The following is a 22,865-nucleotide window of genomic DNA, read 5'->3' on the forward strand; positions in this document are numbered from 1 at the left end:
GCGGGGCCGATGCTTGGTTCCGTTCCCTACGCCGGTACGACCCGGATCAGGTTCGATGGGTCGGTTTTTCACCTCTCAGCCTTGCGGCACCCCAACGGATTGCGGGCAGGCTAGCGAGGGGCGTTCATAGGGTCAACAGGGGATCTGTTATTTATTAGTTTTCTTTTTATATCATGTGGTTGTGCTGCATATCTCATGCATCACATGAGAATTCGTTAATGAAAATCCCGCGATCTGGGGATCACCTTGGCGTCGCGCGGATGGCCGTGCATGGCCACCTGACCGGGCAGCGGATTGGTAGGGTGATCGCCCCGCGTGGTGATGCCGGGCATCGGTGCGTTCGACAGGTCCGCCAGCCGGTCAGAGCGATCCTCCAACCTATCGGCCACCACGTGGATCACTCGTCCGTCAGTCTGCACGCGCCCTTCGACGACCAGAAGCCGCGCCGACATGATCGTGGGGCGGTAAAGCTTGAACATATTCGGCCAGATCACGAGGTTCGCCACGCCGCATTCATCCTCCAGCGTGATGAAACACACCCCCTTGGCGCTGCCTGGCTTTTGCCGCACCAGCACCAGCCCGGCGAGCTTGACCCGTCGCCCATGGCCCATGCGCGCCAGATCGCGGGCCGAGGCAAACCCCTGCGCGGCGAGGCTGGAGCGGTAGAAGGACATCGGATGCGCCTTGAGCGACAGCCGCAGGGTTTGGTAGTCGGCCACGACCTGTTCGGCCTTTGGCATCACCGGCAGGGTGACTTCCAGCTCCGGCCCCTGAGCCGCGGCCTCGGCATGGTCAAAGATCGGCAAGGCGGGCGCGTCGCGCAGCCCTTGCGCCTGCCAGAGCGCTTGGCGTCGGTCGATCCCCATGCTGCGCATCGTGTCGGCGGCGGCCAGTTGACGGATCGCCTTGGCGTCGAGGCCCGCGCGGCTCTTGAGGTCCTCGACATCTGCGAACGGCGCATCACGCCGGTGCATGATCCGCGCGCCTGCTTTTTCCTGCAACCCGTCCACCATGCGCAGCCCCAGCCGCAGGGCAAAACCGTCGCCGCAGGGTTCCAGCGTGCAGTTCCAGTCCGAGAAGTTCACATCAACCGCGCGCACCTCAACCTGATGCTCACGCGCATCGCGCACGATCTGGGCGGGGGCATAAAATCCCATCGGCTGGGAGTTCAGCAGCGCGCAGGCAAAGGTCGCCGGGTAGTGGCATTTCATCCATGAAGACACATAAACCAGCTTGGCAAAACTCGCGGCATGGCTTTCGGGGAACCCGTATTCGCCGAAGCCTTTGATCTGGTCAAAACAGCGCTGCGCGAAGATGGGATCGTAGCCGCGGTTGGTCATTCGGCCCACCATCTTGTCCTGCAGCTTTTCGATGGTCCCGCGCGAGCGGAAGGTGGCCATGGCCTTGCGCAGCTCGTTCGCCTCGGTCGGGGAAAACTGTGCCGCGTCGATAGAGATCTTCATCGCCTGTTCTTGAAAGATCGGCACGCCCAGCGTCCGGCTGAGGATGCTGAAGAGTTCGTCCTGCGGATAGGCTGGGCCAGGGGCGGGGTAGACCACGCTCTCCATCCCCTGACGGCGGCGCAGGTAGGGGTGTACCATATCGCCTTGGATCGGGCCGGGGCGGACGATGGCGACTTCGATCACTAGATCGTAGAAGACGCGGGGGCGCAGTTTCGGCAGCATCGCCATCTGCGCACGGCTTTCCACCTGAAAGACCCCCAGACTGTCGCCCCGGCAGAGCATGTCGTAGGTCGGTCGCCCGGTGGCGTCGTCCTCATGGTCCTCCACCGGGACCGTGGCCAGTTCCAGCGGGCGGTCGTAATGCGCCTCGATCAGATCGAAACATTTGGCGATACAGGTGAGCATGCCAAGGGCGAGGATATCGACCTTGAAGATTTGCAGCGCGTCGATGTCGTCCTTGTCCCATTCGATGAAACTGCGCTCGGGCATGGCGCCGTTGCCGATGGGCACGATCTCGGTCAGGGGGCGTTCGGTCAGGATGAAACCGCCGACGTGTTGGGATAGGTGGCGCGGCATGCCGATCATCTGGGAGGCCAGTTTCAGCACCATGCGCAGATAGGGATCTGACAGGTCCAACCCCGCCTCGCGGGTGCGGGCGTCGTCCATCTGGCCCTCGAAACTGCCCCAGATCGTGCCCGCGAGTTTCGAGGTCACGTCTTCGCTAAGCCCCATCGCCTTGCCGACCTCGCGAATGGCCGAGCGCGGGCGGTAGTGGATCACCGTGGCGCAGAGCCCGGCGCGGTGGCGGCCGTATTTGCCGTACATGTACTGGATGACTTCCTCGCGCCGCTCATGCTCGAAATCCACGTCGATGTCGGGCGGCTCGTTGCGTTCCTCCGACAGGAACCGCTCGAACAGAAGGTTGTGCACCGCCGGGTCGACCGAGGTGATGCCGAGGCAGAAGCAGACGGCGGAGTTGGCCGCAGAGCCGCGCCCCTGGCAGAGGATCGGCGGTTCAGCTTCCTCGCGGGCAAAGCGCACGATGTCGTAGATGGTCAGGAAATAGCGGGCGATTTTTTTGGACGCGATGAGGGCGAACTCCTTTTCGATCGTCTTGGTCACCGCCTCGGGCACGCCTTGCGGGTAGCGGCGGGCGGCACCTTCCCATGTCAGCCGCGCCAATTCCTCCATCGGGCTGCGGCCATCGGGGACGATCTCATGCGGGTATTCGTAGGCCAGATCAGTCAGTTGAAAGGTGATCCTGTCCGCCAGACGGCGCGTCTCGGCGATGGCATGGGGCCAGTCGGTGAAGAGGCGGGCCATCGCCTCGGGCGATTTCAGGTGCCGCTCGGCATTGGCGGCCAGCAGGTAGCCCGCTTTCGGCACGATCACGCCTTCGCGGATCGCCACCATCACGTCCTGCAGCGGGCGGCGGTGGCGGGCGTGGTAGAGCACGTCGTTGGTGGCCAAAATCCTCAGCCCATGGGCGCGGGCCAGTGAGTCCAAGCGGTTGATCCGGGCCCGGTCATCGCCACGATAAAGGAAGCTTGCGCCCACATGCCGCATGTCCGGCAGTGCTTTCACCAGACGCGGCAGGCCAGCGGCAAAGACATCAAGGTTTTCGGGCGGCATGACGATGAGGTGCAGCCCTTCGGCATGCCCCTGCAGCATCTCCAGCGTCAGATGGGTCTCGCCCTTTTGCTGCCATTCGCCGTCCACCGATTGCATCTTGCCCGCCGATAGCAGCGTCGAGAGCCGCGCATAGGCGGCGCGGTCCTGCGGGTAGGCCAGCAGTTCAGTCCCGCAGAGCAGCACCAGACGCGCGCCGATCAGGGGGCGGACATGCGCCTTTTCCGCCTCCACATGCAGCCGCACCACGCCCGCCAGCGTGTTGTGATCCGCGATGCCGAGGCTGTCGTAGCCGTGGTGATGCGCCGTCTCGACCAGATCGACGGCGTCCGAGGCGGCGCGCAGGAAGGAAAAGCAACTGGCCAGCCCAAACTCCACGTATTCCGCCCGCGGCGGGGCGGCAAAACCGTCTTCGCCCAGCGTTCGGCGCTTATGCCCTTCTTGCTCGGGCATCAGGCAAAGAGCCCATGCAAAAACCAGCGCGGCTCGGCCCCGCGACCGTCATAAATCACCCCCTCGCGGTAGAGCCAGAAACGCTGGCCGCCTTCGACCTCCACCTTGTAGTAATCGCGCAGACGGGTGCCGGGGCGGTCGCGCCACCATTCGGGCGCGATGCGTTCGGGGCCGGTGTGGCGCGTGGTTTTATAGGTGACGCGCCGCCAGTTGAACTGCGAGGGCGGGCCTTCGGGCACGGCATAGATCACGCGCACCTCTTCGGCGGGGGTCAGCAGACGCAGCGGGCGGTCGCGCAGCAAGGCGGGTGCAGCGGTGGGGGTGCCGTGCAGGGCGTCGACACGTTGCTCCACCCGTTCGGGCTTATGGGTCTCGCGCCATTGCGGCCAGTTGACCTTGTCCGCGCCCAGCTTCGCGGCGAGCCGGTCGAGCAGCCCGGCCACATCCGCCGAAGGGTCGCGTTTGCCGTCGAGGTGGTCTTGCATCAGCGGCAGCGGTTCGCTGGCCAGCGCCTCCAGCGTCAGCAGGTCAAAGCCAAAGCCGCTGTCGATGTTTTCAAGTTTGCCGTCGAACAGTCTGCGCAGATGCGCGGCGTCCCGGCTGGCGCGGGCGGTGGCGACCCCAAGGCCGCGCCAGTCGCCGTCGATGCGATAGACGGTCAGCCGCAGCCGCCGTGCGCCCAGTTCCGCCCTGGCCAGTTGTGCGCAGAGATCCTCGACCAGCGCGGGCAGATGTGGGGCGGGGTCGATCACCGGCTCAGGTAGGCGGCTGCGGGTTATGAAATGGCGGTGGTCCGGCGGGGCGTTCAGCGGGTTGGGGGCCTTGCCGAGGGCCTTGTCGAGCAGGATCAACGGGTTGCGATCGGGCTTGAGGCTGGCAAAGCGCCGCATCAGCGCGGCGCGGGGCAGATCGCTCAGCGCGCCGATGGTCTTGAGGCCAAGCCGGTCCAAGAGCCGCGTGGTCTGCGCATCCAGCCGCAGGGCGGCGACGGGCAGGGGGGCGAGGGCGGTGGCCACGTCCTCGGCCCCGCAGATCTGCGCGCCGGAGCCGAAGCGTGCCAGTGCCTGCGCGGCACCGGGGGTGGGGGCCATGGCCACCCGCGCGGTCAGCCCCTGTAGCGCAAAACGGCTGCGGATGTCGCGCAGCATCGCGGCCTCTCCGTCGAACAGATGGGTGCAGCCGGTCACGTCCAGCAGCAGGCCGTGGTCCTGATCCCGCGCCGTCCAAGGGCACCAGCGCCGCGCCCAATGCACTAGCCGTTGGATCAGCGCCTCATCGCCCTCCAGATCCGCAGGCTCAACATGCAGATCGGGGTGAATGGCTTGCACATCGACCACCCGCGCGCCCGCCTCGATCCCGCGCATCGTGGCGGCAGCGCTCAGCCCATGGACCACCGGCCCATGGGTTCCGTCGCGCGACAGGATGACGGGCACCTCATCCCCCGGAACGCTGCGGTATTGGGCGATCACCCGGCGCCACCGCTCCATCGTCAGCATAGGGAACCAGACGGAGACGATCCGCGGTGCGGGGGCTTTGGCTTTTGTCGGGGTCATGGGCAGCCACCCAACGTCCCGGCGCATGGCCACGCGCGCGAAACAGTTCCAAATCCCAGCGGGCCGCGCCGGGGGCCTGCGCATCGTAGGGATGGGCCTGTGAGGGCAGCGAGGAAATGCGCCAACGCATTCGCGCCGCACTCAAGCCGCCGGGATCGCCGCTGCGAATGAGATAGAGCGGCACATTTGAGGCCTCGGCCCGAAGCGAGAGCCGTTTGGTGGCGGTGAAATCCAGCACCTCCGGCCCGCCGTGCACCTCGCCGATCACGGCAGAAAGCCCCGCACAGGCGGCCCCTTCCTCCATCGTCCAAAGCACATCGCGCGGGTGGCTGACGGTGACCAGCAGCACCGGTTGTTCCAGCCCGAAACCGCGCAAGCTGGGCGTATAGGGTGCCCCATTCTCGCGCCGCGACAGAAAGTCCTGCACCCAAAGCACCGGCCCCTTGCCACGCGGCAGCAGCGACAGCACGAAGGCACTGGCCGGGGCCGTGGCAAAAGCCCCCGGAAAGACATCCGTCAGCGGCGCATGTGCTGCCAGAACCCCCGGTTCGGGGGGTGTCGACGGCAGCCGCCGCGGCAGGGTAAGGACCTGCCCATATGTAGAATCGGTTGTCATGCACGACTCCATATGTTCATATTTTGTTCTAGTTATAAATCATCAATTGCGGCGCTGTCAAAGTTCCTGTGACCCTTGCCGGGCGCGGGCAAAACCGCATCTAATGGGCCAAGACGACGGCAAGGGGGCCAACCGATGTGCAATCTCTATTCCTTGACCAAGGGGCAGGCCGCGATCCGCGGCTGGTTCGACGGCATCGACGACCAAACAGGCAACCTGCCGCCGATGCCCGGCATCTACCCCGACTATGCCGCCCCGGTGGTGTGCCACGGCGATAGCGGCCCGGTGCTGAGTATGATGCGGTGGGGGATGCCGTCCCCGGCCTTTGCGCTCAAGGGCAAGAAGACCGACCGCGGCGTCACCAACATCCGCAACATCGCCTCGCCGCATTGGCGGCGCTGGCTGGTGCCGGAGCATCGCTGCGTCGTGCCTTTCACCGCCTTTTCCGAGCCGCTGAACCGCCCCGGCGAACGCTCGCGCCCGATCTGGTTCGCGCTTGGCGAGGACCGTCCGCTGGCCTTCTTTGCTGGGGTCTGGACGCAATGGACGAGCGTGCGAAAACTCAAGGACGGGGAGACCACGGATAACCTCTTCGGCTTCCTGACCACCGAGCCCAATGCCGAGGTCGGCGCCGTGCACCCCAAGGCGATGCCGGTGATCCTGACCACGCCCGATGAGGTGCAACGCTGGCTGAGCGCCGAGACCGCCGACCTGCCAAAGCTGCAACGCCCGCTGCCCGATGGTGCCCTTCAGGTCATCGACCCCGAGGATTAAGCCGCCTCCGCCATCATCCGCGCCGCCATCGCCAAATCGGAACGGAACTGCGCCGTGGCCTCCTCGCGCACCCGGGGATCAGGCACGCGCAAGAGGTAGGAGGGGTGCAGGGTGATCAGCACCGGGATGCCCTCGGGCCCCGTCTCGATCGTGCCACGGCGTTTCAGGATGCCCGTGCCCTTGCCGGTGAGGCTCTGCGCCGCCGTGGCGCCCATGGCGAGGATCAGCTTCGGCTGCACCTGCGCCACCTCGGCGTTCATCCACCAGCGGCACTGGTCGATCTCGGGCGTCTCGGGGCGCTGGTGAATGCGGCGCTTGCCCCGGGCGGTGAATTTGAAGTGTTTGACGGCATTGGTGACAAAGGCCGCCTCGCGGTCCAGCCCGGCCTCGCCGGCGATGCGGTCGAACATCTGTCCCGCCGGCCCGACGAAGGGGCGGCCCGCGAGATCCTCCTGATCGCCGGGTTGTTCACCGACCACCATCAGATCGGCGCGGTTTGGCCCTTCGCCCGGCACGGCTTGGGTCGCATGGCAATGCAGCGGGCAGCGGGTGCAGGCGCGGATGGCGGCGGGCAGTTCTTCCATCGGGCCGTTCCAAGCGGATGAGAAGGCCGAAAGCTGCGCCTGCACCCGGTCCATCCGCACCGGCGGCAGGGTCGGTGCCGCTTCGGCCATGGCGCGGGCGCGGGCGGGGGCCTCGGCGATCATCTGGGGGATGAAAGCGGCCTCGGGCATGTTTTTCCAGTATTTCTTGGGCATCTCGGACTGCATCGCCTTCACCATGAGGCGGGCGGGGTTAAAGATGTTCTGGAAATAGGTGATCCATAGCTGCTCGCCCGCGTCTTCGGGCAGGTCGGGTTTTTCGTGGCCCTCTTGGAACGTGAGTTTGCCGTTCTCGAAGATCGCCGAGACATCCGGCGTCAAAATGCGCCAATCCATGTCGGAAAACCGCCGTACGAAGAAATCCGCCGTGGGCTCCACCGTATGATGCGTGGGCTCGAACCACGCGGCGAAGCTGCGGCGCGGGGCGTTTGGGTCACCGATCTCGCGGAAGCGGACGAAGGCCTTCATCTTGTGTTGGCAGCGGCGGACGTTCTTCTCCATCCCGCGCAGCACGGCGAGGTCGGCATCGCCCCGGTCCGACATCAGATGCGGCGCGTCTTTCACGCGCCAGAGAAAGGCATAGAGCCGGGCGAAGCGTTCGGGGTCGCTGTGCCAGACGGCCGTTTCCGCCATCGAGACAAAACTGCGCGGGACCGAGACCTGCCCGGCTTTAGGTGACACAGTCTCGCCGACAAAAAGATCGGGCGCGGCGGCATGATCGCCCCAGAGGATCTGCTCGGGCGGGACACCTGCGGCCAGAAAACCGCGCGCCGCTTCGCGCCATGCTTTCGCCGTACCAATGGGGGGGAGCGAGACCCGCTGCATCAGACCAGGTTCAACTGTTCGGGCGGCGGCGCGAAACGTGCGCGCAGGTCGGCGCTGTCGGTCAGCCCACCGGGCGACCAGCCGCCTGCCGTCACAAAGGCGCGGGCCTTTTTCATCGAGGCACCCATGCGGGTCAGGTCTTCGTAGCGCAAGCTGCGATGCCGTCGCGCGGCGAGGATACGGGTCACGGTTTTCACCCCGAACCCCGGCACCCGCAGCAGCATCTCGCGGCTGGCGCGGTTGACGTCGAGCGGGAAGTGCTCGCGGTGCACCAGCGCCCAAGCGAGCTTGGGGTCGACCTCAAGGTCGAGATTGCCGTCGCGGGTGACGGAGGTGATCTCGTCCAGTTGGAAATCATAGAAGCGCAGCAGCCAGTCGGCCTGATAAAGCCGGTGCTCGCGTTGCAGGGGCGGGCGGATCAGCGGCAGTTTGGCGGAACTGTCGGGGATCGGCGAGAAGGCGGAATAGTAAACGCGCTTCAGCTTGTAGCTGGAATAGAGCCGCGTCGATTGGCCCAGCACCGTGGCGTCGTTCGACCCGTCCGCGCCGATAATCATCTGCGTCGACTGGCCTGCGGGCGCGAAGCGGGGCGGGCGCTTGCCGGAGAAAGATTTCTCTTTGCTCGCGTCCTTGACCATCCGGACATTCGCCATAGCCCGGCGGATTTGCTCGGGCTTCTTCTCCGGCGCGTATTGCTGCACCGCCGTGTCGGTGGGAAGTTCGACATTGATCGACAAGCGGTCGGCCAAACGGCCCGCTTCCTCGATCAACTCAGGGGAGGCATCGGGGATCGTCTTAAGATGAATATAGCCGCGAAAGTTCTCCTCGTGCCGCAGCTTGCGGGCGATCTGCACCATGTCGGACATGGTCGCATCGGGCGAGCGGATCACGCCCGAGGACAAGAACAGCCCTTCGATATAGTTGCGGCGGTAGAACTCAATGGTCAGTTTCACCACCTCATCCACGCTGAACCGCGCACGGTCCACGTTGGAGGACACGCGGTTGATGCAGTAGCTGCAATCGTAGATGCAGAAATTGGTCATCAGGATCTTGAGCAGGCTGATGCACCGCCCGTCGGGGGCGTATGCGTGGCAGATGCCGCTGCCTTCGTTTGACCCCAGCCCCTTGCCATCACGCGAGTCGCGTTTGGTGGAGCCGGAGGAGGCGCAGGAGGCGTCGTATTTCGCCGCGTCGCTGAGAATCGCCAGTTTTTGATCGAGTGTCTGTTTCGCCATGCGTTCTGTATATGTTCTCATGACATGCCTGTCATTAAACTATCTTAATGCCGCGACAATCTGCGCATGGTCCCGCCTGTGCAAAGGCGCGGGCAGGGGGGCGAGAGTTTAAATTGACGTAGGGAAATCTTGTCGCTACCAATTACATGCAGATACATATTATGCATATGCATGCGAAGGCGTCGGGGCAGAGATCGCGAGCTTTTGATAACAACTGGGAGACGACCATGAAAACAACGACCACGCTCAGCGCGGCGCTCTTTGCCGTGAGCACCCTTGCCACCACCAGCACCGCCCAGGCAGAGGAAATCACCCTACGCGCCGTGTCGGCCTTTACCCTTGGCACCGCTTTCAGCCGCGAATTTGAATCCTTTGTTGAGTGGATCAATGAGAATGGCAAAGGTGTTGTGCAAATCAATCTTATCGGCGGCCCCGAAGCCGTGCCGCCCTTTGAATTGGGCAACGCCGTGCAATCCGGTGTGGTCGATATCGCCAACAACACCACCGCCTATTACCCGAACCTGCTGCCCACGGGCGATGCGCTGCATCTGGCGGAAAACACCATTCAAGAGCAGCGCGAGAACGGCTGCTATGAACTGGTCGACCGCATCCACCAAGAGCAGATGAACGCCAAATACCTCGGCCATGGCGGCGACGGCATTGGCTATCACCTTTATCTGACCAAGCCGGTCGAAGGGCCGGACCTCAGCGGTCTGACCATCCGCACCACGCCGGTTTATCAGGCGATGTTTACGCAGCTGGGTGCCAATCTGGTGCGCACCGCGCCGGGCGAAGTCTATAGCGCGCTGGAACGCGGTGCGATCGATGGCTACGGCTGGCCGAGCCAAGGCGTGTTGGATCTGGGTTGGGACGAGCAGACGAAATACCGTGTCGATCCGAGCTTTTACAATGTCGACGTGAACACTCTGGTGAACCTCGACACATGGAACTCTCTGACCGACGAACAGCGCGCCAAGCTCGAAGAGGGCGCGGCTTGGATGGAAGAGCTTAACAACGACAACGCCGACCGCAACGCGACGGAATACGCGGCGCAGGCAGAGGCGGGGATCGAGACGATCACCTTCAGTGAGGCCGATGCCGAAGCTTGGACCAATGCCGCGCGTGATGCTGGCTGGGCCGCTGTCGCAGAGGTGGATGCCGATCTTGCGCAGCAGATGCGCGCCTGCATGACCAAGTGATCGCCCGATGATCTCAACACTGTTTGACCGGACACTCCGGGGGCTGGCCGTCTTTTCGGCCGGTATCCTCGGGGTGATCGCGGTGTTTATCGCGATCAACGTGGTGCTGCGCAATCTGGGGCTGCCGGTGGTCTATGGCGCGCTGGATGCAATCCAATATGCGTTGATGATTGCCACTTTCCTTGGCGCGCCTTGGGTGCTGTCAATCGGCGGGCATGTGAAGGTTGATCTGATCACCAGCAACCTGTCGCAGCGCACTGCCTATGCTTTGACCCGCCTGACCAGCGCCATTGGCGCGGTGACGGCAGGGGTGCTGGGCTGGTACGGGTTGCAAGCGGTGCTGGCTTCTGCCGCCCGTGGGTCGATGATCCGCACGTCTTTCGTGATCCCGGAGTGGTGGATGCTGGCCTTTGTGCCGCTGTCGCTGGCGCTTTGTACGATCATCTTTATCCGTCGTCTGCTCTATCCGGAAACGGCCGAGCGTAGCTTGAGTGGTCTTTGACATGGATTGGGGCCTGACACTGACCTTGATGCTGGGCGGATTGGCGGTTTTGCTGTTGATCGGTCTGCCGGTCGCCTTTGCCTTCATCGCCGTGACAACCGTGGGGGCGTATTTCGTGCTAGGCGGAGACCGCGGCATTCTGCAACTGGCACGCAACTCAGCGCAGTCGGTGGCGAATTTCCAGCTCGCGCCGATACCGCTGTTTATCTTGATGGGAGAGATCCTCTTTCAAACCGGGGTCGCGCATCGCGCCATTGATGCGATTGAGCGTGTGGTGACGCGCATTCCGGGCCGCATGTCGGTGGTAACGATCTTTGGCGGCACGATCTTTGCAGCCCTTTCCGGCTCGACCATCGCCAATACCGCGATGCTGGGCGGCACGCTGCTGCCGGGGATGTTGAAACGGGGCTATCATCCGTCGATGGCGATGGGGCCGATCATGGCCTCGGGCGCGATTGCGATGCTGATCCCGCCCTCGGCGCTGGCGGTTCTGGTGGGCTCGCTCGCGGGCATCTCCATCGCCGGGCTGCTGATCGCGGGGGTTTTGCCCGCGCTGCTGCTGGCGGTGCTTTTCGTGGCCTATGTGGTGGGGCGGAGCCTTCTCGACCCGAAAGTCGCGCCGCCCGATGTCTATGAGGAAATGCCGCTGCGCGAACGTTGGACGCCCTTCGTGATCTATGTGCTGCCGCTGTCGGTGCTTTTCGCGGTGGTGATCGGCTCGCTTCTGGCGGGGATCGCAACGCCCACGGAAAGTGCCGCCCTTGGCAGCATCACCGCCGTGATCATCGGGGCGGCCTACCGCGCGCTGAGTTGGGAGAAGATGGGCCGCGCCTTGATGGAGACCCTGAAGCTGTCGGTGATGATCCTGTTCATCATTGCGGCCAGCCAGACCTTTGCGCAGGTGCTGTCCTTTTCAGGCGCGACCAATGGGCTGATCAACGCAATCAACGCGGTCGATCCGACGCCTTTGATGGTGCTCTTGGGGATGATCGCGATCCTGCTGTTTCTGGGCTGCTTCATTGATCAAGTGTCGATGCTGATGGTCACCGTGCCGGTCTTCGTGCCTCTGGCGGGTGCGATGGAGATCAACGAGCTGACCCTCGGCGTGGTCTACCTGCTGACGATGGAGATCGGCCTGCTGACGCCGCCCTTCGGGTTGCTGCTGTTTGTCATGCGCGGGGTCGCCCCGCCGGAAATTCGCATGCCGCAAATCTATGCCTCGGTGATGCCGTTCTTGCTGATCAAGCTCTTCGTTCTGGCCCTCATCGTCTGGCTGCCGGGCATCGGGACATGGCTGCCCAGCCTGATGGGCCGGTAACGACCACAAGGGCGGCGCGGATCAGCGCCGCCCTGCAAGTTATTGCCATAATTCGACATTTGCCTACACCATGCGCTCGAGCGGGGTGTGCGTCCGCTTGCATTACCCCGCGTAATACGTTTGTAATCCCGCGCGGCGGCAGTCTGCTTTCCCACCCCTAACACGCGAGGAGCACCGTGATGGCAAACCCCCTTTATGACACCCTGTTTGGCCGTCACGCTGGCAAGACGACAGCCTTTCTGCATCTCGAAGGCGGGGTGACACTGACCCATGCGGGGTTTCTGGGCCGTGCCGCGCGTTTCGCCCATGTATTGACCGGGCTGGGGCTGAAGCCCGGTGACCGGCTGGCGGTGCAGATCGATAAATCCGCCGATGCGCTGGCGCTCTATGCCGCTTGCGTGCAGGCCGGGGTGATCTTTTTGCCGCTCAACACTGCCTATACCGCAGACGAAGTACGCTATTTCGTGACTGACAGCGGGGCGGCGGCCTTTGTCTGCCAGCCCGCGCGCCGCAATGAGATGGCCCCGGTGGCCAAGGCCGCAGGCTGTCAGCTTGAGACCTTGGGCACCGAAAACGATGGCAGCTTTGCAGATCGCGCGACTTCGGCTTCCGATAAATTCGAGACCGTCGCGCGGGGGGCAGATGACCTTGCGGCCTTCCTCTATACTTCCGGCACCTCGGGGCGCTCTAAGGGCGCGATGCTGACGCAGGCGAACCTTTTGTCGAACGCGCAGACGCTGGCTGATCTGTGGCGCTTCACCGCGCGGGACGTGTTGCTTCATGCGCTGCCGATCTTTCACACCCATGGTCTGTTTGTAGCGACGAATGTGACGCTGGTGGCGGGGGGCGCGATGATCTTCATGCCCAAGCTCGACATCGACCGGCTGATCGACCGGATGCCCCACGCAACCGCGATGATGGGCGTGCCGACCTTCTATACCCGGCTTTTGGATGACGCACGCTTTACCAGTGAAACTGCAGCGAACATGCGGCTGTTCATCTCGGGGTCGGCGCCGCTTTTGGCCGAAACCCATGTCGATTTCGAAACCCGGACCGGCCACCGTATCCTAGAGCGTTACGGCATGACCGAGACCAATATGAACACCTCAAACCCCTATGAAGGCGAGCGCCGCGCAGGGACGGTGGGCCTGCCGCTGCCCGATGTGGAGTTGAAGATCACCGACCCCAAGACCGGCGCGATACTCCCGGACGGAGAGATCGGCAGCATTGAGGTACGCGGCCCGAATGTCTTTAAAGGCTATTGGCAGATGCCCGAAAAGACCGCGCAAGAATTGCGTGAAGACGGGTTCTTTATCACCGGCGATCTGGGGCGGCGCGATGCGGATGGCTACGTCACCATCGTGGGCCGCGACAAAGACCTGATCATCTCGGGCGGCTACAACATTTACCCAAAGGAAGTCGAACTGCTGCTCGATGACCAACCCGGCGTGCTGGAAAGCGCGGTGATCGGCGTGCCGCATCCCGATTTTGGGGAGACTGTGGTGGCGCTGCTGGTGGCGCGCAAGGATGCAGAGTTGGACCTTGATCAGATTACCGCAGATATGGCCGCATCGCTGGCCAAATTCAAACAGCCGCGCAAGCTGATCGTGCTGCCGGAACTGCCACGCAACACCATGGGCAAGGTGCAAAAGAACGTGCTGCGCGACACCTACCGGGACTTGTTTCACACAAGTTAAGGGGCTTGGGCGGGCAGGGGGCTGTCCCCCACACCGCGATTTGTCCTGCGCGAAATCTTCACCCGCATGACCGCCACGGGTCTGCCTTGGCCGCGTAACCTGCGACAAACTGGCGTTTAATGCCCGGTTTCGCTTGAGGTATCGGGAAAATTTCTACAGAACTTGGTGACCTTTTAGTCCGCCAGATCAGGAGTTCGCGTGTCCCTCTTCCTTATCGTTGCCTTGCCCTTCTTGGGCGCATTGTTACCCGGACTGATGAATTCCGCAGGGCGTCAAGCCTGCGCCGGGGTGACCTTTATGGTGACCCTCGTGGCGCTGGTGGGCTTGCTCACGCATCTGCCTGCCGTGCTGGCGGGTGAATTGGTCACCGCGCGGGTTGATTGGATTCCGCAGCTCGGCCTGAACCTGACCTTGATGCTCGACAGCCTCGGCTTTTTCTTTGCCTGTCTGATCCTTGGCATCGGTCTGTTGATCATCGCCTATGCACGGTCCTACCTGTCGCGTGATGATCATATGGGTGAGTTTTTCACCTATCTGCTGCTGTTCCAAGGCGCGATGGTCGGTATCGTCCTCAGCGATAACGTACTGGTCTTGCTGATTTTCTGGGAGCTGACCTCGCTCTCGTCCTTCCTGCTGATCGGCTATTGGAAACACCTGCCCGAAGGCCGTCAAGGCGCGCGCATGGCGTTGACTGTAACCGGCATGGGCGGCCTTGCGATGATCGGTGGCATGTTGCTGCTGGGGCAGATCGTCGGCAGCTATGACCTGAGCGTGATCCTCGAAAACCGCGAGTTGATCCAAGCCTCGCCGCTTTATCTGCCCGCGCTGATCTTGATCCTCTTGGGCTGTTTTACCAAATCCGCGCAGTTCCCGTTCCACTTCTGGTTGCCGCACGCCATGGCCGCGCCGACACCGGTTTCGGCCTATCTGCACTCTGCCACGATGGTGAAGGCAGGCATTTTCCTGATGGCACGCATGTGGCCGGTATTGTCGGGCACGCCTGAATGGTTTGTCATCGTCACCACGGCGGGGCTGATCACCATGGTGCTGGGCGCGGTGATCGCACTGTTTAAACATGACCTGAAGGCTTTGCTGGCCTTCTCGACCGTCAGCCACCTTGGCCTGATCACCATGCTTTTAGGGACCGGCACGGCCTTTGGCGCGCTGGCGGCGGTATTCCACATCTTGAACCACGCGACCTTCAAGGCGGCGCTCTTTATGTCGGCGGGGATTGTGGATCACGCAGTGCATACCCGTGATATCCGCCGTTTGGGTGGGCTGCGGCATCTGATGCCGGTGACCTTTGTGATCGCCACGCTGGCGGCGCTGTCGATGGCGGGGATTCCGTTGCTGAACGGCTTCCTGTCCAAAGAGATGATGCTGGAAGAGACCCTGCACACCACGCTGTTTGACATGCCGTGGCTGGTGCCGGGGCTGGCGACCTTTGGCGCGCTCTTCTCGGCGGCCTATAGTTTCCGTCTGATCGGCCATACCTTCCTTGGCAAAGAGCGTGACGACTATCCCGACCATCCGCATGATCCCCAACCCGGCCTGTGGCTGCCGCCTGCGCTGTTGATCATTCCCGTTGTGGTGATCGGCCTTGCACCTTTCCTCGCTGAGCCTTTTGTGAAGCTGGTGACGGCTTCGGTCCTTGGCGGCGCGGCCGAGATGCCCTCGGCGCATTTCAAAATCTGGCACGGGCTGGGTCCGGCGCTTTATATGTCGATCATCGCCGTTGTCGGTGGCCTGATCCTGCTGGCGCTCTTCAGCCCGCTGCTGCGACTTTGGGATGCCACGCCCCGGCCTGAGGCCAAGTCGATCTTTGACCGCATCATCGCGGCCTTTGTCGGCTTGTCGCAGGCGATTTCGCTGCGTCTGCACAACGGCGCCTTCTCGCGCTATGCCGCGATTATGGCGGTGACCGTGGTGGTCGTGGGCTATTACGCTTGGGCCACCGGAACCGTAGGCGCGGCGACCCGCGAGTTGCAGCCGACCAACGCCGTGCAGATCGCGGGCTGGCTGATGCTGGTGGCGGCGGCCTGCGGGCTGGTGTTCCTGCACCGCAACCGCCTGTTGTCGCTGATCCTGATCGGCATCGTCGGCCTGATCGTCTCGGCCGGTTTCGTCTTCTTCAGTGCGCCCGACTTGGCGATGACCCAGCTGACGGTTGAGGTGGTCACGATCATCTTGCTGTTGCTGGCGCTGAACTTCCTGCCCAACCGCACCCCGATCGAAAGCAGCGTTTTGCGGCGCAGCCGCGATGTGGTGGTGTCGGTCGGCGCAGGCTTGGCGACCATGGCCCTGTCTTACCACTATCTGCTGCGCGACACTGTGGCGCCTAGCATTTCTGAATTCCACCTCGCCAACTCCTACAAGGGCGGCGGCGGCACCAATGTGGTGAACGTGATCCTCGTCGATTTCCGGGGGTTCGACACCTACGGCGAGATCATCGTGCTGGGCATCGCCGCACTGCTGATCTACGCGCTGACCGAGACGCTGCTCTCGGGCCCAGTACGCGCACGCCTACTTAACCGCAAACCGGACCAGCCACGGGCAGGGGACCGGCACCCGATGATGATGGTGGTGATGACCCGCGTGATCATGCCGGTGGTGATGATGGTCGGCTTCTACATCTTCCTGCGCGGGCATAACGAGCCAGGTGGCGGCTTTATCGCCGGTCTGATCGTCTCGATCGCCGTGGTGATGCAATATATGGCCAGCGGCTTTGCATGGGCATCGGCGCGGCTGCGCTATCCCTATCACGGGATCATCGGCACCGGTGTGTTGATCGCGGGGCTGACGGGCATTGGCTCGTGGTTCTTTAACAAACCCTTCCTGACCTCGGATTTTACCTATGTGCGCATCCCGCCTTTCTACAAATTTGAATTGGCCACGGCGGCGCTCTTTGACCTTGGGGTGTTCCTTGCGGTTGTTGGTGCGGTGATGCTGACGCTGGAAAGCTTCTCGCGGCTTGCGCGCCGCGCCCATGTGCCCGAGGCGGATCACCCGATGGACATCGACCCATCGCGCGAAGACAACACCAAGGCGGAGGCATAAAATGGAACTTCTCGTCGCTTCTGCCATCGGCATCCTGACGGCCTCTGGCCTGTATTTGGTGCTGCGTTTGCGGACTTTCCCCGTGATCATGGGCACCTCGCTGCTGACCTATGCGGTGAACGTGTTTCTCTTTGCATCGGGCCGTCTGACCGTAGGCGCGCCGCCGATCCTGACCGATGCTGCGCGCTACACCGATCCGTTGCCGCAGGCCTTGGTGCTGACGGCCATCGTTATTTCATTCGGCATGACCGCTGTGGTCGTCATGATCGCACTTGGTGCGTATTTGGGGGGCAATGACGATCACGTCGACGATCCCAGCACCGAGGCGGAGGAGCGCACATGACCCATTGGCTGATCCTTCCTATCGTGCTGCCCGCCTTTCTGGCACCGTTCATCGTGTTGGCGGCGCGGTATCACATCACCATCCAGCGGGTACTGTCGCTGTTTGGGGCGCTGGCGCTGGTCGTCGTCGGGCTTGGCCTCTCGGTCGAGGCATCTGACGGCACGGTGATGCTTTATCAACTCAGCGATTGGGCAGCACCCTTCGGCATCGTGTTGGTGGGCGACCGCCTGTCGACGCTGATGGTTACCCTGACCGCGGTGCTGGCGCTGTTCGTGCTGCTTTATGTGATCGGGTCGAAATGGGACGAACGCGGGCGGCATTTCCATGCGCTGTTTCAGTTCCAGTTGATGGGCATCATGGGCGCCTTCCTGACGGGCGACCTTTTCAACCTTTTCGTGTTTTTCGAAGTGCTGCTGATCGCTTCCTACGGGTTGATGATCCACGCCGGCGGTACGCCGCGTCTGCGGGCGGGGGTGCAATATGTGCTCTATAACCTCTTGGGCTCGACGCTGTTTCTCTTTGCGCTCGGGGCGATCTATGCCGAGACGGGGACGCTCAACATGGCCGATCTGGCGCAGCGGGTGGCCTTGATCGATGCAGGAGCGACCGTGGGTATCCGCATCGCAGCGGTGCTGCTCTTGATGGTATTCGCGGTCAAAGCCGCCGTGGTGCCGCTGCACTTCTGGCTGCCGTCGAGCTATGCCGAAGCGCCCGGCCCGGTGGCGGCGCTTTTCGCCATCATGACCAAAGTCGGCGCCTATGCGATCATCCGCGTCTATACGCTGATCTTCCCGCCCGAACTGGCCGCCACGGCGGACCTGCACACCATATGGCTGCTGCCTGCCGCGCTGCTGTCGCTGGCGCTTGGCATGATCGGGGTGCTCGCGGCCAAGCAGTTGGACCGTATGGTGGCGTTTTCCGTCATCGGGTCGATGGGCATGGTGATGATCTCAATCGCGCTGTTCACGCCCGAGGGGATCGCGGCAGCCCTTTACTATATCGTGCATTCGACATTGGCCGCGGGCGCGCTGTTCCTGATCGCCGATCTGGCGCGGGCAGGGCGGGACAACCTTGATCTGACGGCGCAGCCGCAGGTGGCGGGGGCCAAGCTGACCTCGGCCCTGTTCTTTGTCGCGGCCATCGCCATGGTCGGCGTGCCGCCGCTCTCGGGCTTTGTCGGTAAGCTGCTGATCATGGACGCCGCCACGCAAAGCGGGCTTTGGGTCTGGATCTGGGCCGTGATCTTGGGCGCGAGCCTTTTGAGCCTCGTCGGTTTTGGCCGCGCGGGCAGCGTCGTCTTTTGGAAGTCCCGTAGCGTCGCGCCCGAAGAGGGGGCCACCCCATCCGAGGCGCCATCTGCGCTGAGCTATGTCGCGGTGGGCGGCCTGCTGGCGCTGCTGGTCGCACATACGCTGTTGGCGGGCCCCGCCACGCAATATGCCACGGCGATTTCAAATCAATTGTTCGGCCCTGAGCGTTACCTGACCACCGTGTTGGAGACCCCCGGCAAGCTGTCGGACGGCAAAGAGGAGGCCCATTGACATGATGCGACCTATCCGTTGGCTTTTGCCGCATCCGTTTCTGACCCTGCTGCTGACTGTCGTCTGGATTTTGCTGCAAAATGAATTCAGCGCTGGCATGGCGGTCTTTGGCCTGATCCTTGGGATCGTGATTCCGGTTCTGACCGCGCGTTGGTGGACTGACCGGCCCCACCACATCCGCCCAATGCGCATGATTGCCTATGTGGCGCTGGTTCTGTGGGACATCATCATCGCCAATATCCAAGTGGCATGGATCATCTTGACCAAATCCAACGCCAGCATGTCGCCCGCTTGGGTCGTTGTGCCGCTTGATCTCAAAGAGCCGGAAGCCATCAGCATCCTTGCAGGGACCATCACACTGACCCCCGGCACTGTGTCGGCGGATCTGTCAGACAACGGCCGCTACCTGCTGGTACACGCGCTTGACGCCACCGACCCCGATGCGGTGCGCGATGACATCAAAGACCGCTATGAACGCCGCTTGAAGGAGATCTTCCTATGACCCAAGCAAGTGATTTTCTGACCCTCACGCTTTACGGTGCGCTGACGCTGGTCGCCATCGCGCAATTCATGGCGATGATCCGACTGTGGATCGGCCCCGGCACCGGGGATCGCATTCTGGCGCTGGATACGATGTTCATCAACGCCATCGGCATCATCGTGCTTCTGGGAATCCTGCAAGGCACGCAGATCTATTTCGAGGCGGCGCTAATCATCGCCATGCTCGGCTTCGTGTCGACCGTGGCCTATGCCCGGTTCGTTCTGCGCGGAGATATCATCGAATGAGCCCCGACATCATCGCCACCTATGCCGTCGCTGTGTTGCTGATTATCGGCAGTTTCTTTGTCGTCGTCGCCGGGATCGGCCTGCTCAAGCTAAACGACCCGATGACCCGGCTGCACGCGCCGACCAAGGCTGCCACATTGGGCATCGGCGCCTATCTATTGGCAGCAATGGTCAGTTCCTTCCTGTCGGGATCGGGATCGCTGCATGAGTTGCTGATCATGGCCTTTATCTTTGTCACCGCGCCCGTTTCGGCCAATTTCATGGCCAAGGCAAATATCCACCGCCGGGACTGCCTGCCCAATCCGCCTGAATTGCCGGATGGGGATACTTGGGCCACGCTCAACGTGCCAGAAGAAGACCGCGAAATCGAAGAAACACCGCCCAACGCCTGAGCCCGAGCGGCAAGGGGCAGATTCATTTCAAACTGTTACGATGGTGGAAACCTTTTCCTGCCAGCATAGGTTAATGGGCGGCGTCGCCCAACCGAAGCTGACCGAAAGGAGCCCGCCAAATGCGTCTAATTGCCATCCTGCTAATGCTGACCCTGCCTCTTGCGGCAGCGGCCCAAGACCGTGTGGCGATGGTGATCGGCATGGCCGCCTATGAAGGCGCTGCGGTACCCGACGGACCGCGCGAGGATGCCGCAGCCCTGACTGCCGCACTTGAGGGGCAGGGATTTGATGTTACCACGCTGATTGATGCTGAAAGCGGGGCGCTTAAAAAAGAGCTTTCTGATTTCGCTTTTCAGGCGGAAACGGCGGATATCGCCGTCATCTATTATGCAGGTCGCCGGATCGCCTAGGGCGGGGAAAGTTATCTGATTCCAGTTGGTGCGCCTATGGCCCCGGCCTCTGCGCTTCGTGGCGAAGGGGTGGCTTTGCCAGCGCTGCTGCGCGCGGTGGGTAAGGCGCGCCAGATACGGCTCGTGGTGCTCGACAACTGCCATGCAGCCCCGCTTCAGCCGACATCGTCGCTGCCCCCGCCAGAGCCGCGCCAAGGCACGTTGGTCATCACATCCGGCGAGGTAGGATTTTGCGATGACAGCGGTCAAAGCCCGAGCATTTTCGCGGCCACATTGGCCGACGCATTGGCAGAGCCAGGGGTAGAGATAGGCACCATGTTGGACCGATTCCGCGCCGATCTGCGCAGCCATAGCGGTGGCAGGCTTTCTGTGCGCCGCTTTGGACGGCTGAACCCTATCCCGACCTTTATCGGCGGGGGCGAGCAGGCAGACGGATTAAACGGGCCGCTCCCTGCATGGTCGAGCCTGAGTGATGACCAAGCCGCAGATTTGGCGGGTTTGGCACAGCGGGGGGATGCCCGATCTCAGCTTGGACTGGCTGCGATCCTGAGCGATAAGGACGACCCGCGGTATGACCCGCAAACCGCTGCGGAACTCCTTCAACGGGCCGTGGCAACCGGATCGCCCGAGGCGCGATTTCAACTGGCGCAGCTTTACGAACAGGGTCTGGGCGTTGCACAGGATCAGGGGCGTGCCCTTCAGCTTTACCAAGCAGCGGCCGAACGAGGGCATGCTGCTGCTCTGAACGATTTGGGCTTCATTCATCTACAGGGCGCATTGGGGCAGCAGGCCAACTCCGAACTGGCGCTGGATTATTTTCACCGCGCAGCCGATAGGCGACACCCGGCGGCCATGTTCAACTTTGCCGCGATGATCGACGATGGCAAAGTGTCTGGACGTGGGGCGGCGGATGCGGCGCTTTATCTTTATCGCGCGCTGCGGGCGGGGGACGGCACGCTGCTGGGGCTGATGCAGGATGAGCCCAAACTTTTCAACAGCGAGACACGCAAAGCCCTGCAACGCAAACTTTCGGATTTCGGATTTTACGACGGCGCGATTGACGGGCTTTACGGCGAGGGAACCCAAGCCGCGATCCGCGCGGCATTTGGCAAGGTAGCCGCAAAAGGTCAGGGCGAAGCCCTTGAAACCTTTGAGGAAACACAAGGGGCCGACGCACCCGAAGCGCCCCCCTCAACGCCCGCCACGCCCGAGTCTGCGCCTGCTCAGACACCCGCCGCCTCCGCTGAAGAGACCCCAAGGATTGACGCCGAACCAGAGCCCGGCGCGGACCAAAATGTCACCCCCGTTCTGCGCCCGAAACAGGCCGCACGGGGGTGAGTTTTGAAACAAGTAGTATTGCTTTTTGCCCTCCATTAAGTTGGCGAAATTAATCCGGTTGCAATATCGCGGCCGATGGCTTTTGATTGGCGCATCAGTCAATAAAAACTTCTCTGGGGAGAACACCAATGAAAAAACTGCTTATGACATCCGCTCTGGCGACGGTCGCCGCGTCCTCGCTGGCTGCTGCAGAATGCAACGAAGTCACCTTCTCTGACGTGGGCTGGACCGACATCACAGCGACAACCGCCGCCGCCTCTGTTGTGCTGGACGCGCTTGGCTATGATACCGAGACCAAGATCCTTGCCGTGCCAGTGACCTACACCTCCATGGCGTCGGGCGACATCGACGTGTTTCTGGGCAACTGGATGCCCACCATGGAAGGCGACATCGCGAAATACCGCGAAGAAGGCAGCGTCGACACCGTGCGCGCCAACCTTGAAGGCGCGAAGTACACGCTGGCTGTGAACAAAGCCGCCGCCGACATGGGCATCAAGACCTTCGCCGACATCGCCGCCAACGCGGATGCGTTGGAAGGTGAAATCTATGGCATCGAGCCCGGCAATGACGGCAACCGTCTGATCCAGTCGATGATCGACGAGAATGCATTTGATCTGGGCGAGTTTGAGGTCGTTGAATCCTCCGAGCAGGGGATGCTGGCCCAAGTCCAGCGCGCCACCCGCAAAGAAGAGCCCGTTGTCTTCCTCGGTTGGGAACCGCACCCGATGAACGCCAATTTCGATCTGACCTATCTGGAAGGCGGCGATGACTACTTCGGCCCCGATCTGGGTGGTGCAACGGTCTATACCAACACCCGCGCCGGTTTTGTTGAGGAATGCCCGAACCTTGGCAAATTCCTGAACAACCTTGAGTTCACGCTGGCCATGGAGAACGAGATCATGGGCGCGATCCTCGATGATGGCGAAAAGCCGGAAGAGGCCGCCGCCGCTTGGATCAAAGCGAACTCCGACGTTCTCAGCACTTGGCTGGACGGTGTGACCACCGTTGACGGCGGCGATGCGATGGAAGCTGTCGCTTCGCTGAAGTGATCCTCACGCTATGATGGAAAAGACCCGCCCCAACGCGATGGGGCGGGTCATTCTCATGCGCAATTCTCCAATCCTGAAGGACT

At 62.5% G+C, this 22,865-nt stretch carries 19 protein-coding genes and 1 riboswitch; of the genes, 14 read left to right on the top strand and 5 right to left on the bottom strand.

Annotated features, from left to right (window positions below):
* Positions 1-6 precede the first annotated feature (6 nt).
* A riboswitch (TPP riboswitch) is annotated at positions 7-104 on the bottom strand.
* A 111-nt stretch (positions 105-215) separates the two neighbouring features.
* The 3 genes from ACSQ16_RS09180 to ACSQ16_RS09190 are packed head-to-tail and all read right to left on the bottom strand — an operon-like array spanning position 216 to position 5,714.
* The gene (locus tag ACSQ16_RS09180; protein ID WP_243260850.1) at positions 216-3,545 is read right to left on the bottom strand and encodes an error-prone DNA polymerase; all 3,330 of its coding nucleotides are present in this window, start codon (positions 3,543-3,545) and stop codon (positions 216-218) included.
* Positions 3,545-5,032, bottom strand: coding sequence for a Y-family DNA polymerase (locus tag ACSQ16_RS09185; RefSeq protein WP_243263190.1), 1,488 nt, complete (start codon positions 5,030-5,032; stop codon positions 3,545-3,547). Before ACSQ16_RS09185 ends, ACSQ16_RS09180 begins: the two co-directional genes overlap by 1 nt.
* Entirely contained in the window at positions 4,980-5,714 is a 735-nt protein-coding gene (locus tag ACSQ16_RS09190; protein ID WP_243260849.1) for an ImuA family protein, read from the bottom strand. The genes ACSQ16_RS09185 and ACSQ16_RS09190 overlap by 53 nt, the downstream gene beginning before the upstream one ends.
* 135 nt (positions 5,715-5,849) lie before the next feature.
* On the opposite strand from ACSQ16_RS09190, the gene ACSQ16_RS09195 reads away from it, so the two are divergent.
* Positions 5,850-6,488, top strand: a complete 639-nt coding sequence (locus ACSQ16_RS09195; protein WP_243260848.1) for an SOS response-associated peptidase — start codon at positions 5,850-5,852, stop codon at positions 6,486-6,488.
* Here the strand turns inward: ACSQ16_RS09195 and ACSQ16_RS09200 are convergent.
* Positions 6,485-7,915, bottom strand: coding sequence for a UdgX family uracil-DNA binding protein (locus ACSQ16_RS09200; RefSeq protein WP_243260847.1), 1,431 nt, complete (start codon positions 7,913-7,915; stop codon positions 6,485-6,487). The genes ACSQ16_RS09195 and ACSQ16_RS09200 overlap by 4 nt on opposite strands.
* On the bottom strand, positions 7,915-9,150 hold the full coding sequence (locus ACSQ16_RS09205; RefSeq protein WP_435988793.1) for a putative DNA modification/repair radical SAM protein: 1,236 nt from the start codon (positions 9,148-9,150) through the stop codon (positions 7,915-7,917). Before ACSQ16_RS09205 ends, ACSQ16_RS09200 begins: the two co-directional genes overlap by 1 nt.
* Before the next feature lie 227 nt (positions 9,151-9,377).
* Here ACSQ16_RS09205 and dctP point away from each other — a divergent pair, with 227 nt between their 5' ends.
* The 13 genes from dctP (at position 9,378) to ACSQ16_RS09270 (ending at position 22,782) form a co-directional block, all read left to right on the top strand.
* Positions 9,378-10,349 carry a TRAP transporter substrate-binding protein DctP gene (dctP, locus tag ACSQ16_RS09210; protein ID WP_243260846.1) on the top strand — a complete coding sequence of 324 codons (972 nt, stop codon included), beginning with the start codon at positions 9,378-9,380 and terminating at the stop codon, positions 10,347-10,349.
* Positions 10,350-10,356: 7 nt separating this feature from the next.
* Positions 10,357-10,851 (top strand): TRAP transporter small permease, encoded by a 495-nt coding sequence (locus tag ACSQ16_RS09215; RefSeq protein ID WP_007120055.1) that lies wholly within the window; start codon positions 10,357-10,359, stop codon positions 10,849-10,851.
* 1 nt (position 10,852) lies between these two features.
* A complete protein-coding gene (locus tag ACSQ16_RS09220; protein WP_120350810.1) occupies positions 10,853-12,169 on the top strand; it encodes a TRAP transporter large permease in 1,317 nt (438 codons plus the stop codon).
* 179 nt (positions 12,170-12,348) lie between these two features.
* Positions 12,349-13,866 (top strand): malonate--CoA ligase, encoded by a 1,518-nt coding sequence (locus ACSQ16_RS09225; RefSeq protein WP_435988731.1) that lies wholly within the window; start codon positions 12,349-12,351, stop codon positions 13,864-13,866.
* Between the two features lie 198 nt (positions 13,867-14,064).
* The gene (locus ACSQ16_RS09230) at positions 14,065-16,923 is read left to right on the top strand and encodes a monovalent cation/H+ antiporter subunit A (RefSeq protein ID WP_243260844.1); all 2,859 of its coding nucleotides are present in this window, start codon (positions 14,065-14,067) and stop codon (positions 16,921-16,923) included.
* Between the two features lies 1 nt (position 16,924).
* Positions 16,925-17,266 (top strand): Na+/H+ antiporter subunit C, encoded by a 342-nt coding sequence (locus tag ACSQ16_RS09235; protein WP_243260843.1) that lies wholly within the window; start codon positions 16,925-16,927, stop codon positions 17,264-17,266.
* The gene (locus ACSQ16_RS09240) at positions 17,263-18,807 is read left to right on the top strand and encodes a monovalent cation/H+ antiporter subunit D (protein ID WP_243260842.1); all 1,545 of its coding nucleotides are present in this window, start codon (positions 17,263-17,265) and stop codon (positions 18,805-18,807) included. The genes ACSQ16_RS09235 and ACSQ16_RS09240 overlap by 4 nt, the downstream gene beginning before the upstream one ends.
* A 1-nt stretch (position 18,808) precedes the next feature.
* A complete protein-coding gene (locus ACSQ16_RS09245; protein ID WP_243260841.1) occupies positions 18,809-19,309 on the top strand; it encodes a Na+/H+ antiporter subunit E in 501 nt (166 codons plus the stop codon).
* Positions 19,306-19,593 carry a K+/H+ antiporter subunit F gene (locus ACSQ16_RS09250; protein WP_093925894.1) on the top strand — a complete coding sequence of 96 codons (288 nt, stop codon included), beginning with the start codon at positions 19,306-19,308 and terminating at the stop codon, positions 19,591-19,593. The genes ACSQ16_RS09245 and ACSQ16_RS09250 overlap by 4 nt, the downstream gene beginning before the upstream one ends.
* On the top strand, positions 19,590-19,985 hold the full coding sequence (locus ACSQ16_RS09255) for a Na+/H+ antiporter subunit G (RefSeq protein ID WP_243260840.1): 396 nt from the start codon (positions 19,590-19,592) through the stop codon (positions 19,983-19,985). The genes ACSQ16_RS09250 and ACSQ16_RS09255 overlap by 4 nt, the downstream gene beginning before the upstream one ends.
* A gap of 119 nt (positions 19,986-20,104) precedes the next feature.
* Positions 20,105-20,395, top strand: coding sequence for a caspase family protein (locus tag ACSQ16_RS09260; protein ID WP_243260839.1), 291 nt, complete (start codon positions 20,105-20,107; stop codon positions 20,393-20,395).
* A 36-nt stretch (positions 20,396-20,431) separates the two neighbouring features.
* Positions 20,432-21,733: a peptidoglycan-binding protein gene (locus ACSQ16_RS09265; RefSeq protein WP_243260838.1), complete on the top strand. Its 1,302-nt coding sequence runs from the start codon at positions 20,432-20,434 to the stop codon at positions 21,731-21,733.
* Between the two features lie 128 nt (positions 21,734-21,861).
* Complete coding sequence (locus tag ACSQ16_RS09270) at positions 21,862-22,782, top strand: choline ABC transporter substrate-binding protein (RefSeq protein ID WP_243260837.1); 921 nt, start codon at positions 21,862-21,864, stop codon at positions 22,780-22,782.
* The last annotated feature ends 83 nt before the right edge of the window (positions 22,783-22,865 follow it).

The sequence above is a fragment of the Sulfitobacter sp. SH24 genome, from assembly GCF_965641895.1.
Taxonomy (GTDB): Bacteria; Pseudomonadota; Alphaproteobacteria; order Rhodobacterales; family Rhodobacteraceae; genus Sulfitobacter; species Sulfitobacter dubius.

Excerpts from the sequence above, each read along its gene's own strand:
- ACSQ16_RS09235 (WP_243260843.1), top strand. The coding sequence starts at position 16,925 with ATGGAACTTCTCGTCGCTTCTGCCATCGGCATCCTGACGGCCTCTGGC.
- ACSQ16_RS09180 (WP_243260850.1), bottom strand. The coding sequence starts at position 3,545 with ATGCCCGAGCAAGAAGGGCATAAGCGCCGAACGCTGGGCGAAGACGGT.
- ACSQ16_RS09185 (WP_243263190.1), bottom strand. The coding sequence starts at position 5,032 with ATGGAGCGGTGGCGCCGGGTGATCGCCCAATACCGCAGCGTTCCGGGG.
- ACSQ16_RS09270 (WP_243260837.1), top strand. The coding sequence starts at position 21,862 with ATGAAAAAACTGCTTATGACATCCGCTCTGGCGACGGTCGCCGCGTCC.
- ACSQ16_RS09220 (WP_120350810.1), top strand. The coding sequence starts at position 10,853 with ATGGATTGGGGCCTGACACTGACCTTGATGCTGGGCGGATTGGCGGTT.
- ACSQ16_RS09205 (WP_435988793.1), bottom strand. The coding sequence starts at position 9,150 with ATGGCGAAACAGACACTCGATCAAAAACTGGCGATTCTCAGCGACGCG.
- ACSQ16_RS09250 (WP_093925894.1), top strand. The coding sequence starts at position 19,306 with ATGACCCAAGCAAGTGATTTTCTGACCCTCACGCTTTACGGTGCGCTG.
- ACSQ16_RS09200 (WP_243260847.1), bottom strand. The coding sequence starts at position 7,915 with ATGCAGCGGGTCTCGCTCCCCCCCATTGGTACGGCGAAAGCATGGCGC.
- ACSQ16_RS09240 (WP_243260842.1), top strand. The coding sequence starts at position 17,263 with ATGACCCATTGGCTGATCCTTCCTATCGTGCTGCCCGCCTTTCTGGCA.
- dctP (WP_243260846.1), top strand. The coding sequence starts at position 9,378 with ATGAAAACAACGACCACGCTCAGCGCGGCGCTCTTTGCCGTGAGCACC.
- ACSQ16_RS09255 (WP_243260840.1), top strand. The coding sequence starts at position 19,590 with ATGAGCCCCGACATCATCGCCACCTATGCCGTCGCTGTGTTGCTGATT.
- ACSQ16_RS09195 (WP_243260848.1), top strand. The coding sequence starts at position 5,850 with ATGTGCAATCTCTATTCCTTGACCAAGGGGCAGGCCGCGATCCGCGGC.
- ACSQ16_RS09265 (WP_243260838.1), top strand. The coding sequence starts at position 20,432 with ATGGCCCCGGCCTCTGCGCTTCGTGGCGAAGGGGTGGCTTTGCCAGCG.
- ACSQ16_RS09260 (WP_243260839.1), top strand. The coding sequence starts at position 20,105 with ATGCGTCTAATTGCCATCCTGCTAATGCTGACCCTGCCTCTTGCGGCA.
- ACSQ16_RS09225 (WP_435988731.1), top strand. The coding sequence starts at position 12,349 with ATGGCAAACCCCCTTTATGACACCCTGTTTGGCCGTCACGCTGGCAAG.
- ACSQ16_RS09245 (WP_243260841.1), top strand. The coding sequence starts at position 18,809 with ATGATGCGACCTATCCGTTGGCTTTTGCCGCATCCGTTTCTGACCCTG.
- ACSQ16_RS09190 (WP_243260849.1), bottom strand. The coding sequence starts at position 5,714 with ATGACAACCGATTCTACATATGGGCAGGTCCTTACCCTGCCGCGGCGG.
- ACSQ16_RS09215 (WP_007120055.1), top strand. The coding sequence starts at position 10,357 with ATGATCTCAACACTGTTTGACCGGACACTCCGGGGGCTGGCCGTCTTT.